This window comes from Pedobacter sp. 01N310 (assembly GCF_056399805.1).
Genome location: NZ_JBFTSB010000005.1, coordinates 226,543 through 242,100, shown reverse-complemented (window position 1 = coordinate 242,100; position 15,558 = coordinate 226,543). Strand labels below are relative to the sequence as shown.

Below are 15,558 nucleotides of genomic sequence, written 5' to 3'. Positions count from 1 at the left end.
CTGCAAAGATAACTAAAATACTGTAAATTAAAAACATAGTTTAATTTCTTTGTTTTCAGGATATTTGCGCCGAAATATTTGCAGGTACAAATGGAAAGAATTGCGATTGATATGGACGAGGTAATTGCCGATGCCCTTGGAAAATTTATTAAACTATATAACCGGGATTTTAACGTTCCTTTAGATTTAAAAATTGATGCCGGAAACGAAATCTATCACCATGTCCCGCAAGAGATTAACCAGAAATGGTTCGAATATATAAATGAACCTGGTTTTTTCCGAGATCTTGAAGTTATCGAAGATAGTCAACGCGTAATTAAGGCCTTACAAGAGAAATATGATGTTTATATTGTTTCGGCGGCGATGGAGTTCCGAAATTCATTGATTGATAAGTACGATTGGATGACCGAGCATTTTCCTTTCATCGACTGGCAGCACATTATGTTCTGCGGAAATAAAATTGTGAATGTTGATATTATAATTGACGACCGCACTAAAAACTTTGTCAATTTTGCTGGTCGCCCTTTATTATTTACATCGCCACATAATTTGCTTGTAACCGAATATGAACGTGTAAATACCTGGGAGGAGGTAGCGGGGTTATTACTATAATATTAATCATAGGGGTCGACTTAAGTCGACGCCCATGAATGCAATTAGTTAATATAATCCTAAAAATTAAATTCGCCTACCAGGTTTCCGCCGCTACTTCCAGCCGCCATAGGCAATACAATTACTTTTCTTTGTTGTTTACCTGTGGCATATCGGGTATAAATCTCGGCAGTTACGGTTGTTGGTCCGCTAATGTTAATCTGCCTATCACCGTAATAGTTAACTTCGATTTTATATTTTCCCTTTATTGCTTTTTTAATCATAAATTGTTCAGGGCCATAACCTGATGTAAAATCGTTGCTGATCCTGCCACCTATTTTTGTTCTCGAATTTCCATAAAATCCTTTTTCACCAGTTGGGTCGGTTAGCCATAGATCGATATCAGTATCATTCTTATTCCAGTTGAGCACCACGCGCACATCTACTGGCAAAGGCTGGATTAACCTTTTATCAATCCCTTTGGTACTTAAGCTATTGTTATGTTTTGCAATCAGGTTATTGATTTCGGATATCACAATCTCCTCGATTCCTTGATCTCGATCGGCAATCTGACTGTTATAACTTTGGGTAAGTACCTTATATAAATGATCAAGCGCAGCCTGGTATTGCCCATTATCTGCTAGTGCCAAAGCATAATCGCGGTAACTCTGCGCATCCATAGGCCTCCATTGCAAAACCTTCTGCGTAATAAAAAGTTCATCTTTATAATTTCCGGTCTGCTTTAATTTATAGGCCAAAGTTTTATATAAATCGGCATTTTCGAGGTCCAGATCGGCAATATTACTTAAAATGGTGAGTGCCTTAACACTATCTTTCTGCTGATAAAACCAATTGGCCACATCAAAATAAAACATTGGTGTTGAAATGTATTTCGAGCGCATTTTCAAATAAGCCGGATAAGCACTGTCTGGTTTTCCAACCAGGTTTTTCATATAATCTTTATCACTTTTAAATTCGGGGATAACGATGGCGGGCTGGGTTTCTACCGTTCCTGTGGATCGTGTAATATTAAGCCCCGCTAATTTTCCCTGCAACAGACTCATTATTTCATTTGATGAACCTCGTTGTAAATCTTTTCCACTAACGGTTACTGCTGAGCCTGTAACGGATGATTTTCGCTGAGTACCGTATCCCACGACCACAACTTCATTAAGGGCGTTGTTTTCGCTAGTGGCCAATTCCTGCTTCGCAGCCGCAGCTGGCATTCTCATCTGACTTGCCGATTCTGCTCTTCTTCTCTCGCGTACTTGCTCAGCAACAAGCGCGCTTCTTCTTCCTTCGCCAACTGGATCAGAAATTGCAATATTGCCTGTGGGATCTCCATTTACATCCCTTTGCCCTGGATCAGGATATCTCTCTTCCCTCTTTCCTGGTTCTTTATAGTAGAAATCGGTATTCCACCAGGTTTTCAGTTCTTTGGTCATTGCTATCGCAGCATTGATTAAATCCTGCTTACGTTCCAGAATTGCTGTTCTGCGCTGCTTTAAAGCCGCATTGTAGGCCTGTTGCAATTCAACAGGAGGCACAATATCATAACGCAGGTAATCATCAAGATTTTCTAACACGATGAGGCTGGTATTACGGGTAACGATGCCAAACTGTTTACTCAAAACACTAATATCATCCTTATTATCCTCATATTGAATGTCCATTTCAGTAATTTTCTTCTGTGCCCAAACGCGGCTAACATCAATACTGCTCAAAGTATGCTCCGTAGCATTTAACCGAACAACCTGTTCTGAAACAACAGTATTTCCAAAACCAAACTGCAACGTAAATTCCGTATTAAACGCATTCATAATACCGGCCAGCGAAAAATGCCCGTTTACGGTTACTTTCATTGAAGGATAAGTCTGCCTTACATCTACTCCATTTTTAATCCCTAAAAACTGAAGGTTTTGCTGATTCAATTGTTTAAAAGCCTCAGCAACCGAGGTGGAATTGAGGTTTACAAATTGTCCGCCGGTTTTCATACTGATAAATTTCAAGGTGCTATAATCAGCTTTAAACGCTGTGTTGATACAATGAACCGGTTTATTTAAGCTAACCGTATTTTTTCCGAATGTCGAAAGTCCATCAGTAAATAAAATATATTCGTCGGCCTGCAGGCTTTTAGTGTTTATGGCGCTGAAATTTGTTCCCCCATCATACACTAGATTCTTCAGTTTATCTTTTAACTGTGTCCAGTTACCATTTGAGATGACAAAAGTGCCTGCGTTTTTAAAACCATTATTAACCAAGCCTAACTGGATGGTTAAATTTTGTTTTTGCCTGATGATTAAATCCAGCAGTTCTATTTCCTTCTCGGTATTGCGCTGCAGACCACTTAAAGATGTATCCCAGATTAAACCAATTTGGTTAGCCCACTGCTTTTGACGGCTTTCAGTTTTAGGAAAAACATTAACCAGAAAATAATAACCTGTTGATGCTTTTTGCATTTGCACTTCTGTCAGATCATTTCTCTTTGGAAGATTAATAGTCAAACCATTTTTAGGCTGATAGTTGGTTTTATCGATCTGTCCAACATAGGTATTTCCATTGGCTTTTAAGTCAAAGCTGCCGTCTGGCTGTTCACCAAGTTCTGGTTTTATGATACTTTCAAAAACGGTAGTTTTTAACGAAAATTTTTCAATGGCCTGGTTATAATCTAATGGCAAATGATATTTTAAAACATTCTTATTATTAAAACTTAACTCTTCTTCATAACCTACAGTTATGGTTCTATTGCCATTTGCAGGTAGGGGATAAATCCTGGTACGGAAATTATTTCCTTCAACTTTTTCCAACAAGCCCGGATCTATCCTACGGCGTTCAATACTTTCGAAAACCTCCGTTGCTTTCGCTTTTTCTACCGGAACAGCCTCACGCATCTTTCCGTTTATATCTAAAGCATAACGGCTAATGCTTACTCCTTCGGGCATAGGGAATGTTAATTCGCCCTCTAAAATTCGGTTACTGTTATTGTGGAAGGTCATCGTCATTACCGTTTTAGCAATATTTCCGGTAATCTGCACATCAATATTTAACTTTTTAAGTTTAACAGCATCTTTTTGCTCGCTGGTTTCGGCTTGCTGCACCTTTAAAACAGGCATTTGCGCCTGAACAAAAAATATGGCCAATAATAGGGGAAGGGTGAGTAAGGTTTTAGATGGTCTCATAATGGTAATTTTAAATAGTGATGCAAAACCATTGGTAATTACATAAATTTATTTTCGAAGCTTCATCTTTTTTTGGTTTTGGAAGTAAAAAAACTCTTTTAGAAATATAAAATGGGCTTTTCAAAAAAAATGTAACATTTCTAAAAAAAATTGTTCTAATTATTAAAACTGAAACTATGTTAGTAACCACAACGCCTTCAGTTGAGGGCAGAAAAATCGTAAAATATATAGGTCTTGTTACTGGAGAAACAATTATTGGCGCAAATATTTTTAAAGATTTATTTGCTGGCATAACAGATATAGTAGGGGGCAGATCGAGCTCTTATGAACGCGTTTTACGAGAGGGAAAAGATACAGCAGTTAACGAAATGCAACAGTATGCAGCCGCATTAGGCGCAAACGCAATTGTTGGTGTAGATTTAGATTATGAAACGGTAGGCAGCGGTGGCAGCATGTTAATGGTGAGCGCCAATGGTACAGCTGTAATTTTAGAAGATTAAGAAATTTGCTTATTGCGAAAACTAAGCAAAAACAAGAAAGTCTTTCCGGTGCGGGAAAGACTTTTCTTTTTATATCCTGTTTTTCGATTAAAACGAAAGTATATCGATTAATTTAAGCCATTTAGAGCTCACTTTTTCTGCATTAATGTGTTTAATGGCATGATCAAAAGGAGTAAAAACAATTTCACGGTTAATCTGGCCAGCCATAACACCGCTTTCGCCATTAATTAAACCCTCTACAGCAGCAACACCTAAGCGGCTCGCCAGCACACGATCCATACAGGTCGGTTTTCCACCACGCTGAATGTGCCCTAAAACTGAAACTTTAGTATCGTAATGCGGGTATTTTTCCTGCAGAATTTCGCCAACCTTAAATGCGCCACCGGTATCATCACCTTCAGCAACGATAATAATTTTCGAGGCTTTATCTTTACGGCTATGCTCCAGTTTATGCAAAATGTCGTTTGCATTCATGTTTGCTTCCGGAATCATAATGGCTTCGGCACCAACACCAATTCCACTTCTTAAAGCAATTAACCCGGAGTCGCGGCCCATTACCTCCACTATAAAAAGCCTGTCGTGCGATTCGGCTGTATCTCTGATCCTATCCACCGCATCGATAACAGTATTAATGGCAGAGTCGTAACCAATGGTAAAATCTGTTCCGGCTAAATCGTTATCAATAGTGCCAGGCAAACCAACAATTGGGAAATCGAACTCTTTTGAAAAAATATTTGCGCCTGTAAATGTTCCGTCACCACCAATTACAACCAAGGCATCAATTCCATTGGCTTTTAGGTTTTCGTAAGCTGTTTTTCTGCCCTCAACGGTTTTAAAAGCTTCGCTGCGTGCGGTTTTTAAAATGGTTCCTCCGCGCTGGATAATATTTGCTACAGATTTGCGGTCCATAGGGATAAAATCATTGTTGATCAACCCTTCGTACCCACGGATAAACCCGGTTACTTCAATATCATAATAAATTGAGGCCCTTACTACAGCCCTGATTGCGGCATTCATGCCTGGCGAATCTCCGCCAGAGGTTAAAACACCAATATTCTTAATCTTATTCATTTGTTTGTTTCTTGGCAAATTCTGATAATCCATTGTCCAGATATTGCAAATATTTATCTATATTAAATTCTACTCCGATAGGAGGCGAAACTAATTCTTTTTCATCAGTACCCAAAAGTACATAATATGGTTGCGAAATGGTATTAAATCTTTCGGCCTGCAAATGTTTAAATTTTTTACCGACTGTATTCACTTTTGTGCCTAAAATTTTAGAATCAAATTGTTCAGCAACTGGTAAATCAGTTTTATCATCCGTGTAAAGCGACACAACAATATAGTCTTCTTTCAATTTTTTAAGCACTCTCGGGTCAGACCAAACTCTTGCCTCCATTTCGCGGCAATTTACACAGCCGTGGCCTGTAAAATCAAGGAATAACGGTTTTTTTACCTCCTTTGCATAAGCCAACGCTTCCTGGTAATCAAAAAATCCATCAATATTATGCGGAATGTGCAGGAATTCTGAATATTTCCGCTTTGGGTGGCTAGGAGTATTGGCTTGACTGGCGCCACCACCACTATCTTGTCCGATTACAAAATCCTGGGTTGACAAAGGCGGCACCAATGCGCTTACCCCTTTTAAAGGTGCGCCGAATAGTCCTGGCACTAAATATAATGCAAATACGAAAGTTGCTGTTGCAATAAATAATCTAGTCACAGAAACATAGGGAAGATCACTATCGTGAGAAAATTTGATTTTTCCCAATAAATAAACACCTAAGATTAACGCAAGTACAATCCAAATGGCCAAGAAAATCTCTCTATCCAATATGCCCCAGTGATAAGCCAAATCGGCTGTTGAAAGGAATTTTAAAGATAAGCCCAGTTCTAAAAAGCCAAGAAAAACTTTAATGGAGTTTAACCAGCCGCCAGATTTTGGCAGTCCCGTCATTAAACTAGGGAAAATGGCAAACATGGTAAAAATTACCGCTAGCGATAATGAGAAACCAAACATTACCACAACAGGTGTTAGCAAATCGGTATTAATGGCAACTAATGAGGTTCCGATCAGTGGACCCGTGCAAGAGAAGGAAACAACAGCTAAGGTTGCTGCCATGAAAAAGATCCCGCTTAAACCTTTAGCATCCGATTTTGCGTCAAGTTTATTTACAAAGGAACTTGGCAGGGTAATTTCGAATGCACCTAAAAACGATATGCCGAAAACAATGAGTATAAGAAAGATGAAAATATTAAAAAATCCATCGGTAGATATTTCATTTAATGCACTGGCGCCCCAGATCAAGGTAATAATTACGCCTAAACCAACATAAATTACAATGATCGATAAGCCGTAAATTATGGCACTTCTGATTCCTTTTGCTCTGCTTTCGGCTCTTTTGGTAAAAAAACCAACAGTAAGTGGAACCATGGGAAAAATACATGGAAGAAAAAAAGCGGCAATACCGGCCAAAAGGCCTAAACCAAAGGTTACCCAAAGCGATTGTTTCGGGGCATCCTTACCAGCTACCGCAGCTTTTTCTACTTTGGCTGTATCCTTTTTTAGGGTATCTTTTTCCGTTTTTACCTTGCTATTGGCTGCACTATCCTGTGCAGAACCTACTTCAGTAAAAACAATATCATCGGGAGGAGCAGTTGCTGTGGTATCCTGGGTTACCAGGGCATAACTCTTAAGGGCTGGCAATGCAATAAACATTGTAGCCATTAATAACAATAATAAAACCTTTTTCATTTGTGTGTTTTGTGTGTGTATTTTTTGAAACCGTGAAATTAAGAATAATTTTAGAAACGATTTTTTTTAAACCACTACTCCACGTAGATTTTACTTTAAAAAGAAACAGTCCCGAAAATTCGGAACTGCTTGTAAATATTTTGATGTCAACTATTTAACCGGAACGCTGAACTCAACTTCTTCTGGCGGAAGACATTGTTTATCGTTACAAACCATAAACTCCACTTTTCCTTTAACAGCAGTTGTACCCTTATTTAATTTCACCTTTTGCTGGAAAATCACTGCTTTTTCGAAATAACTTACATTCATTTTAAATGTACTTTCGTATTTAACAATTGCTTTGGGCTCGATTGTTTTACCAACCAGGCTAAAATCTTTAGAAGGGGCAAAAGTAAATGTAGTTTTTACCGGACCACCGTCTTTCACATTTTGCGAATAGATATGCCACCTGTCTTCGATTGTAGCCTTTAAATATATAACGGCTTCATCTTTACTTATTTTCTTTGCAGAATAAGCCCAGGTAACCGGTTTTTCGATTTGGGCAAATGCACCTGCGATGGTAAAAAGTACCATCGAAAGCACTAGGGTGGTTTTTTTCATTGTGTGTTTATTTTGTGTGTGTAAATTCTATTTCTTTAAAATTAAAGACTTTTAAGCCATTCTTTGTATCAACCGTTAGCCTACCATCATCTTCAACTCCTGTTATAGTACCTTCAAAAAACGCTCCATTTTGCATATATAACGCTGGAATATTAAAGTTATAAAGCCTTGAAAGGTAATCATTTTGTAAAATACTATATTTCCCAGTCCTCAAAATTAAGTAGTATTTTTCCATAAATATGAATAATTTATCCATAATATCCATTAAAGACACATCTCTTTGTAAAATTTGAATGACGGAAGTAGCACGTTGGCTAATACTATCCGAAAATTCGGATTGATTAATATTTAAACCAATGCCAATTACTGATGATTTAATAGAATTGCCTGTCAGTGTATTTTCGATTAATATTCCGCCTAATTTCTTATTTTGGTAATACATATCATTAGGCCATTTTACTTTTATCCCTCCCGGTACAAAGCAAGATAAAGCATCACTAACGGCTAAACTAACGGCCATATTTAAATAAAACTGTTTATTAAGAGGCAAAAAAGAAGGTTTCAAATAAATGCTTGTGCTTATATTTTTTCCTGCCTGTGTTTCCCAAACGCTTTCCTGCTGTCCTCTTCCGGCAAACTGATTATCTGCCATAATTACAGTCCCTTCGGCTAATGGCTCGGATTTTGACACCAAATCTTTTAAAAAGTTATTAGTAGAATCAACTTCTTTTAATTTGATTAAATTTTGACCAACAAATAGTGTCGAAAAAGTGTTATTTTGCAAGTGTTGAATTTATAATATTGTAATTCCAAAATTAAAGCATTTTAATGGTAAAAAAGAAAATAGTAGCCCTTTCTACATACCTTTCTGAGTTAGCTGTTCACGGCATACAGGAAAAAAAAGGAGAAGATATAGTGCGGTTAGATCTTAGAAATATTCATACCTCAGTGGCTGATTACTTTATTATTGCGAGCGCCAACTCTGGTACTCAGGTAAAAGCTATTGCTGATAGTGTAGAAAAAGAAATATACAAAGCCACTCAGGCCGATCCAAGACATAAAGAAGGTTTTGAATCAGCAGATTGGATTATTCTTGATTATTTCGATGTGGTTGTGCACATTTTTAAAACCGAAAAGCGCCACTTTTATGGCATAGAAGAACTTTGGGGGGATGCAGAAAGCACAAATTATCAAAGCGCATAACCTATAGAACCATTTTGACAAAGACAAATGAACGACAATCAAAATACCAACGAAAAACAAGGAAAAAGAATTCCAAATATTCCTAAAAAACCACAAAAAGGATCAAAATTTAATATTTTCTGGGTTTATGCAGCCATTATCATTGCGATTATAGCCGCACAGTTTTTATTTACTACCGATGGCGGTAAAGAGGTTACCTATCAAAAGTTTGAACAACAGATGTTACTTAAAGGTGATGTTCAGAAAGTTGTTGCCTATAAATCAGACGATTTAGTCCGTGTAGAGGTTTACATCAAAAAAGATAGCCTAAAAAAACCATTATACGATGCATATAAAAGTAATAACACTTTTAGTGTAAATAACACAGCTAGCCCTGTTGTATATTTCAATGCAGGTACGATGGATGGCCTTGACAAACAACTTGCCGATTCGCAAAAAGATCTTCCTGCTAACCAACCAAGGGTATTGGCGGAAAAAACCAGTCGCAGCAATCCGTTAGCAAGCTGGTTCTTAAGTATCATTTTACCTGTGTTGCTTTTAATCGGTTTCTGGATCTTTATGATGCGCAGAATGGGCGGTGGTGCTGGCGGTGGCGGTCAGATTTTCAGTATCGGAAAATCAAAAGCAACTTTATTTGATAAAGAAAGCCAGGTAAACATTACGTTCAACGATGTTGCAGGTTTAGAAGAAGCAAAAACAGAGGTAATGGAAATTGTAGATTTCCTAAAAAACCCTAAAAAATATACCGATTTAGGTGGAAAGATCCCTAAAGGTGCTTTACTTGTAGGTTCGCCGGGTACTGGTAAAACCTTGTTGGCTAAAGCTGTTGCAGGCGAGGCTCAGGTTCCTTTCTTCTCTCTGTCAGGATCAGATTTTGTAGAGATGTTTGTAGGGGTAGGTGCATCTCGTGTTCGCGACTTATTTAAACAAGCAAAAGATAAATCGCCATGTATCATCTTTATTGATGAGATTGATGCTATTGGCCGTGCCCGTGGTAAAAACGGTGTAATGGGTGGAAATGATGAACGCGAAAACACCTTAAATCAACTTTTAGTTGAAATGGATGGTTTTGGCACGAATACACACGTTATTATCTTAGCTGCCACTAACCGTGCCGATGTATTAGATAAGGCATTATTAAGAGCAGGTAGATTCGACAGACAGATTTATGTTGATTTACCGGATGTTATCGAGCGTAAACAAATTTTCGAAGTTCACATCACTCCGCTTAAAAAATCAGAAGAGCTTGATACCGAATTTTTAGCAAAACAAACGCCTGGGTTCTCAGGAGCAGACATTGCAAATGTTTGTAACGAAGCGGCATTAATTGCTGCCCGTAAAAATAAATCGGCAGTTGATAAGCAAGATTTCTTAGATGCTGTTGATAGAATTGTAGGTGGTTTAGAAAAGAAAAACAAAATCATTACACCAGCCGAAAAACGCGCTATTGCGATACACGAGGCTGGTCACGCCACAGTAAGCTGGTTGTTAGAACATGCGGCGCCTTTAGTTAAGGTTACTATTGTACCACGCGGACAGAGCCTAGGTGCAGCCTGGTATTTGCCTGAAGAACGCTTAATTGTTCGCCCTCACCAAATGCTTGATGAAATGTGTGCAACTATGGGTGGTAGGGCAGCTGAAAAAGTGATGTTCGATACCATTTCTACCGGTGCACTTAGCGATTTAGAGAAAGTGAACAAACAAGCCAGAGCAATGGTTACCATTTATGGTTTGAACGATAAATTAGGAAACATTACTTATTATGATTCATCTGGTCAGAACGAGTATAATTTCTCTAAACCATATTCAGAGGATACCGCTTTAACTATCGACAAAGAAATTTCGGCATTAATTGAAGGCCAATACCAAAGAGCAATTAGTTTATTGGAAGAAAATAAAGATAAATTGATCCAATTGGCTGATATCCTGATTGAAAAAGAAGTTTTATTTAAAGACGATTTAGAAGTGATTTTTGGTAAACGATTATTCGAAAACCAAGGAGAAAGCGGAACTCCCGGACATATTACTCCGGTAGAAGCATAAATAATAATTTCTATTATTACATTTGCTACCCTAGTTTAATTATTAGGGTAGCTTTTTTTTATAATGAAGGATAATACGACAGCGAAAGAACAAATACTAAAAAAGATAAGGAAAGCACTATTAGAGAAGCGCGAAAACCCTTATCCTAATTTAGAAGAAAGTCAATTGTATAAAAAAAATACAGATGAGCTAGAGGTATTATTTGCCGAACAGCTCACCGCCGTATCTGGCAACTTTATCTTCTGCGAAGACGGGATCGATTTTTTTGAAAACATGCTACAGCTGGCCGACAAGTTTAAATGGCGGAAAATATACTGCTGGGAACCAGAACTTCAACAGTTTTTGAGCAAATATGAATTTCCTTTTTACCAAACCGATAAAGATTTTGAACAGGCCGAGGTAGGCATTACCCTTTGCGAAGCCTTAATTGCCCGTAATGGAAGTGTAATGGTAACTAACCAGGGTGCTGCAGGAAGAAGGCTTAGTATCTTTCCACATCATCACATCGTGATCGCCAAAACCAGTCAGTTGGTTTTAGATCTTAAAGATGCTTTTCTGTTATTGAAGAACAAGTATGGCAATCAAATCCCATCAATGATCAGCAACATTACAGGCCCAAGCAGAACTGCCGATATCGAAAAAACTTTGGTTTTAGGCGCGCACGGACCTAAAGAGCTTTTTGTGTTTCTGATTGATGATTTTAGTTAAGACTGTAATTAATTTTGACAAATACCGCTCAGAACTAAAAATGGCAGCAACTACTTTGCTACTGCCTTAATCATAGTTTCCGTACTGCACACTTAAATTGCCCAATAATGATTGACTGCTGGACGTTGTTACCTATCTGCTTTTAGTATTTTCTTAACCACCATTTCCCTATTCGCATTAAGGCAATATACATCTTCGTCATAATTGATATATACACGAGAGAGAAAAGGTTCTAGACCTGGGTCGCCCATTTTACGCCCACCAACATAAATGGATATGCTTACAAACCGGCCAGCATCCTTATCCAGTTTTATACTTTTCTTGGTTTTGAGATTGTAAATTTCAACATTTTCGTAACCCGTATAATTGTTTCCATAAGAGCGCCATTCAGGAAGTGTTGGACTTTTGCACACCACAAAATAATCATCAGCCAGGTGGAAAATGGTACTAATGGTATTGTCGTTGAAATGCCTTTTTCCTTTAAGGTCAACTATATCGGCAACATTCTGTTCTCTTCCATTTGATATTTTATTGGTCTCCTTTAAAAGCACTATACCAATGTTCTTTGGAAAATTATTTTTGTTTTCGCCCATTACAGCATAAGCCTCTAAATAATCGTTACTCTTTAGCACAGTATCTTTATTCTCGTTTAAAAAACAATTAGTCCGGCCATTGTGGGTAAACATTCCCATTCCCCAACCAGCATAGAGCTGTATATCTTTGCCCAATTTAACTGGTCCTTTCTTTACGGGCGGCTCTGGTTTTTTACTATCGGTTACAGCTGTTTTGCCCATGGTAACATGCACTTCAGTTACTTTATTCTTCGCTGCGTATTCTGCCTGTTTCTTTTTAAAGGCAATTGCATTTTCTGCTTTAAGTTTTTCATTTTTTAAATTATGTGCAACGGAAGCAGCTTTATCATCCGCGATTTTCTTTTTGCGAGCGTCCTCATTTTCTTTGTCACAAGCGGGGCACATCAGTTTTCCTTCAGCGTTATTCCAGCCTTTAGGTGCAAACCTGCAATTATAACGGGCATATTCGCTCTTCGAAACATGCGATTGCGCATTTGCCACCTGTACCATAAACAGGAGCAAAACAATGGTCAAGAAACTTTTCATTTTATTTCGTTTAATTCATGGTAAAAATACCCGATCAACTAAACCATTTATATACCCTTTACTGGGTATATTTAGTTAGGTGGTTTATATACTATATTTATGAAATATTAGGTAAAAATATGGCGCAAAAGCTCAACATAACCGGAAAAGCAGGATTATTAAAATCCGCAATTGAAAATAAGCTCCGTTAATATTTTAATTTATTTTCGTTTCTCGAATATAATTGATATTTTTATACTACATACCGTTTTAGTATGCGGTATTATAATTATGAGCAGAGCAATAAATACGGTAATAACCGGTACTGGAAGTTATATCCCACAGAATATTATTTCTGGTAGTGAATTCCTAAATTCTACGTTTTTTGAGAATGGGAATCTATTGGAGAAAGAGAATTCAGAGATCATTGATAAATTCTCTGAGATAACGGAAATCGTAGAAAGACGCTACGCCTGCCCCGAGCAGTTAAGCAATCATATTGGCGCAAAGGCTGCAGAAAAAGCCATTGAAAATGCAGGAATTGATAAAGAAACCTTAGACTATATTATATTCTGTCATAATTTTGGCGATATCCCTTTAGGTAGCAACCGCATAGACATTTTGCCTTCTTTAGCTTCAAAGGTAAAACAACAGTTAGGCATTCAAAATCCAGACTGTGTTGCCTACGACATCATTTTTGGTTGTCCAGGATGGGTTCAAGGTGCAATACAGGCAGATTATTATATTAAAAGCGGAGATGCGAAACGTGTTATGGTTATTGGTGCAGAAACCTTAAGCCGCATTATCGATCCGCACGACCGTGATAGCATGATCTTTTCGGATGGTGCTGGCGCCGTAATTTTCGAGGCAGAAAAATCAGAAGAAAAAAGAGGAATTCTAGCACATAAGACAGAAACGCATGCCGTAAACCATGGCAATTTATTAACCATGGGCAAGAGCGCTCATCCTGATGAAACCAATGGAAACCTCTATTTAAAAATGAACGGGCGTAAGCTGTACGAGTTTGCGGTAATTCAGGTGCCTCAGGTGATTAAAAAGGCCATTGATAAAGCAGGCTTAAGCGTTGAAGATGTAAATATCGTATTTGTTCACCAGGCTAATGGAAAAATGGATACGGCTATTATGAAACGTTTGTTTAAGCTTTATGGCAAAGATACAGTGCCAGAAAACTTAGTCCCAATGACGATTTCATGGTTAGGAAACAGTTCAGTTGCCACCATACCAACCTTATTAGACCTGGTACTAAAAGGCGAAGTTAAAGGCTATAAAGTTAAGGCTGGCGATGTAGCTGTTTTTGCTTCGGTAGGAGCAGGGATGCACATTAATGCCTTTATACACCGCTTCTAATTTGCTAACCGTTTTAATCCGGCTCTGGCCTGGCTTTCAATGCTGCTTTCAAATTCATGATTTTTCATGGCAATGGCTGTATTGAAAGCCTCTTTCGCTTTCGTGTTATTTTTCCTTCTTTCGTAAACCTTACCCATCTGCACAGCAGCGTTGGCGGCAAAGTAATATTTTAAATTTTTGCCTTCATTAATGGTCTCCTGATAAGCTATTAATGCTTGATCGTCTTTCCCTAAATCATCATAAATTCTACCCAAACGGTAATTCAGTTCTGTTTTGTCTTTATCGCTGGTGTAATCCGTTACTTTCTTATCACCAAGGATCTGTAAGGCCCTGTTCAAATAACCCCCATCAAAAAGTAGCCGGGCTTTCAACAGATCAACTGTTGGCGTTCCTGAAGCAGCTTCGGCTTTCGCCTGTTTGTCTTTTTCCATGTAGGTATATCCGTTTTTAACTGCCTTGGCTGCAAATGCCGTGTAAGCCGCTTTGTCTCCCTTCAGAAGAGAGATCCAGCCCAAATGAAGGTAAGCGTCCTTCACAAAATTTACACCCTTGGTTGTCTGCAAAAAGCGGTTAAAATAGGTTCCTGAATTAAGATCTAGTTTATTTAGGTGCGCAATACCCTCCAGATAATCTAAATAAGGAAAAGGCTGATAAACCCCTCCTTCAGGCCGCTTGGCCAAAATGGCGATGGCTTCTTCGCTATGTCCATTTTTAATGCATACATAACTCTGCAAATAACTTTTTAACAAACTGGTATCGGCAATCCGCTCGGTATACTTTATGGTTTTTGCATAAGCCTGTGGGCTATGCGCTACATCGGTTAACACATAGGCATAATAAAACACCACTTCTTCGTAAAAAGGCTCGTAAGATGATTTCGGCAGATTATCTGCCAGTTTTTCGAACATATTTAATCCGTTCTGGAGGTTGCCTTTTATCCCAAAAGTAGATAATGCCGTTTTTAATGCCCCATCCGGAAGATTGCCCAAAACCGCATTAATCAACCCCAAACCTTTTAAGTTAAGATGAAAATTAGGAAACTTCTTATTGTTCTCCTGCAAAAGGCTGTTGGCCTTTTTAACCTCCATTGCAGCATTAAAATATTCACCAAAACGCCCACGGATCAGCGCCCATTGCAAATTAATTTCTGCCTGCGCATACAGGTAGTACGGTGACCTTTTATCGTCATCACTTATTTGATCTAACCTTGTAGATTTATTGCCTTTTAAGCGATCAAAATCAGCTTTGCTTTCAGAAGTTAAAACCGTAAAATAATCTACATAGTTTTCTAAAAGTGGAATAATGGAATTATTGGGGTGCTGTTTTTTTTCGGTAGAGATATAAGCCCTTGCATTGCCTAATTTAAGTTCGAATATACTTTTATAGGCATTTAAGCAATTGTTGTTAAAGTCGAAATTTGCAAATAAGGATGCTGGAAATAAGAGAAGAGCAGAAAACGCAAAAGCAGGGAAGATTTTATTCATTCGGGAATATATTTCAGTTTGATCCTG

General features: G+C 38.1%; 13 protein-coding genes. 6 read left to right on the top strand and 7 right to left on the bottom strand.

Going from position 1 to position 15,558, the window contains the following annotated elements; all coding sequences use genetic code 11:
- Nucleotides 1-90 precede the first annotated feature (90 nt).
- Nucleotides 91-612, top strand: a complete 522-nt coding sequence (locus tag AC1DNH_RS12870; protein WP_477608942.1) for a 5' nucleotidase, NT5C type — start codon at nucleotides 91-93, stop codon at nucleotides 610-612.
- A gap of 59 nt (nucleotides 613-671) precedes the next feature.
- On the opposite strand, the gene AC1DNH_RS12865 is transcribed toward AC1DNH_RS12870, so the two are convergent.
- Entirely contained in the window at nucleotides 672-3,770 is a 3,099-nt protein-coding gene (locus AC1DNH_RS12865; protein WP_477608940.1) for a VIT domain-containing protein, read from the bottom strand.
- Between the two features lie 176 nt (nucleotides 3,771-3,946).
- Between AC1DNH_RS12865 and AC1DNH_RS12860 the strand changes: the two genes are divergently transcribed.
- Complete coding sequence (locus AC1DNH_RS12860) at nucleotides 3,947-4,270, top strand: heavy metal-binding domain-containing protein (protein ID WP_029274899.1); 324 nt, start codon at nucleotides 3,947-3,949, stop codon at nucleotides 4,268-4,270.
- A gap of 87 nt (nucleotides 4,271-4,357) precedes the next feature.
- Here AC1DNH_RS12860 and pfkA read toward each other — a convergent pair whose 3' ends face one another.
- From pfkA to AC1DNH_RS12840, 4 genes are all read right to left on the bottom strand, one after another.
- Complete coding sequence (gene pfkA, locus AC1DNH_RS12855; RefSeq protein ID WP_029274900.1) at nucleotides 4,358-5,341, bottom strand: 6-phosphofructokinase; 984 nt, start codon at nucleotides 5,339-5,341, stop codon at nucleotides 4,358-4,360.
- The gene (locus tag AC1DNH_RS12850; protein ID WP_477582159.1) at nucleotides 5,334-7,028 is read right to left on the bottom strand and encodes a protein-disulfide reductase DsbD family protein; all 1,695 of its coding nucleotides are present in this window, start codon (nucleotides 7,026-7,028) and stop codon (nucleotides 5,334-5,336) included. The genes pfkA and AC1DNH_RS12850 overlap by 8 nt, the downstream gene beginning before the upstream one ends.
- Before the next feature lie 150 nt (nucleotides 7,029-7,178).
- Complete coding sequence (locus tag AC1DNH_RS12845) at nucleotides 7,179-7,628, bottom strand: protein-disulfide reductase DsbD domain-containing protein (RefSeq protein ID WP_477582158.1); 450 nt, start codon at nucleotides 7,626-7,628, stop codon at nucleotides 7,179-7,181.
- 7 nt (nucleotides 7,629-7,635) lie between these two features.
- Complete coding sequence (locus AC1DNH_RS12840; RefSeq protein WP_477582156.1) at nucleotides 7,636-8,412, bottom strand: biotin--[acetyl-CoA-carboxylase] ligase; 777 nt, start codon at nucleotides 8,410-8,412, stop codon at nucleotides 7,636-7,638.
- A 44-nt stretch (nucleotides 8,413-8,456) separates the two neighbouring features.
- Between AC1DNH_RS12840 and rsfS the strand changes: the two genes are divergently transcribed.
- The 3 genes from rsfS to AC1DNH_RS12825 all read left to right on the top strand — a co-directional run bounded on the left by rsfS (nucleotide 8,457) and on the right by AC1DNH_RS12825 (nucleotide 11,582).
- A complete protein-coding gene (gene rsfS / locus AC1DNH_RS12835; protein WP_057930976.1) occupies nucleotides 8,457-8,831 on the top strand; it encodes a ribosome silencing factor in 375 nt (124 codons plus the stop codon).
- Nucleotides 8,832-8,858: 27 nt separating this feature from the next.
- Nucleotides 8,859-10,874: an ATP-dependent zinc metalloprotease FtsH gene (ftsH, locus tag AC1DNH_RS12830; protein WP_215165229.1), complete on the top strand. Its 2,016-nt coding sequence runs from the start codon at nucleotides 8,859-8,861 to the stop codon at nucleotides 10,872-10,874.
- Between the two features lie 63 nt (nucleotides 10,875-10,937).
- Entirely contained in the window at nucleotides 10,938-11,582 is a 645-nt protein-coding gene (locus AC1DNH_RS12825; RefSeq protein WP_477584600.1) for a LutC/YkgG family protein, read from the top strand.
- Between the two features lie 128 nt (nucleotides 11,583-11,710).
- Here the strand turns inward: AC1DNH_RS12825 and AC1DNH_RS12820 are convergent, their stop codons facing one another.
- Nucleotides 11,711-12,700, bottom strand: a complete 990-nt coding sequence (locus AC1DNH_RS12820) for a hypothetical protein (RefSeq protein WP_477584601.1) — start codon at nucleotides 12,698-12,700, stop codon at nucleotides 11,711-11,713.
- A 270-nt stretch (nucleotides 12,701-12,970) separates the two neighbouring features.
- On the opposite strand from AC1DNH_RS12820, the gene AC1DNH_RS12815 reads away from it, so the two are divergent.
- Nucleotides 12,971-14,047 carry a 3-oxoacyl-ACP synthase III family protein gene (locus AC1DNH_RS12815; RefSeq protein ID WP_477584602.1) on the top strand — a complete coding sequence of 359 codons (1,077 nt, stop codon included), beginning with the start codon at nucleotides 12,971-12,973 and terminating at the stop codon, nucleotides 14,045-14,047.
- On the opposite strand, the gene AC1DNH_RS12810 is transcribed toward AC1DNH_RS12815, so the two are convergent.
- Complete coding sequence (locus tag AC1DNH_RS12810; protein ID WP_477625422.1) at nucleotides 14,044-15,531, bottom strand: YfgM family protein; 1,488 nt, start codon at nucleotides 15,529-15,531, stop codon at nucleotides 14,044-14,046. The two genes, AC1DNH_RS12815 and AC1DNH_RS12810, sit on opposite strands and share 4 nt — an antisense overlap.
- Nucleotides 15,532-15,558 lie beyond the last annotated feature (27 nt).

What these genes read in the sequence shown, in the direction of transcription:
- AC1DNH_RS12870 (WP_477608942.1), top strand. Translation starts at nt 91, where the DNA reads ATGGAAAGAATTGCGATTGATATGGACGAGGTAATTGCCGATGCCCTT.
- AC1DNH_RS12865 (WP_477608940.1), bottom strand. Translation starts at nt 3,770, where the DNA reads ATGAGACCATCTAAAACCTTACTCACCCTTCCCCTATTATTGGCCATA.
- AC1DNH_RS12860 (WP_029274899.1), top strand. Translation starts at nt 3,947, where the DNA reads ATGTTAGTAACCACAACGCCTTCAGTTGAGGGCAGAAAAATCGTAAAA.
- pfkA (WP_029274900.1), bottom strand. Translation starts at nt 5,341, where the DNA reads ATGAATAAGATTAAGAATATTGGTGTTTTAACCTCTGGCGGAGATTCG.
- AC1DNH_RS12850 (WP_477582159.1), bottom strand. Translation starts at nt 7,028, where the DNA reads ATGAAAAAGGTTTTATTATTGTTATTAATGGCTACAATGTTTATTGCA.
- AC1DNH_RS12845 (WP_477582158.1), bottom strand. Translation starts at nt 7,628, where the DNA reads ATGAAAAAAACCACCCTAGTGCTTTCGATGGTACTTTTTACCATCGCA.
- rsfS (WP_057930976.1), top strand. Translation starts at nt 8,457, where the DNA reads ATGGTAAAAAAGAAAATAGTAGCCCTTTCTACATACCTTTCTGAGTTA.
- ftsH (WP_215165229.1), top strand. Translation starts at nt 8,859, where the DNA reads ATGAACGACAATCAAAATACCAACGAAAAACAAGGAAAAAGAATTCCA.
- AC1DNH_RS12825 (WP_477584600.1), top strand. Translation starts at nt 10,938, where the DNA reads ATGAAGGATAATACGACAGCGAAAGAACAAATACTAAAAAAGATAAGG.
- AC1DNH_RS12820 (WP_477584601.1), bottom strand. Translation starts at nt 12,700, where the DNA reads ATGAAAAGTTTCTTGACCATTGTTTTGCTCCTGTTTATGGTACAGGTG.
- AC1DNH_RS12815 (WP_477584602.1), top strand. Translation starts at nt 12,971, where the DNA reads ATGAGCAGAGCAATAAATACGGTAATAACCGGTACTGGAAGTTATATC.
- AC1DNH_RS12810 (WP_477625422.1), bottom strand. Translation starts at nt 15,531, where the DNA reads ATGAATAAAATCTTCCCTGCTTTTGCGTTTTCTGCTCTTCTCTTATTT.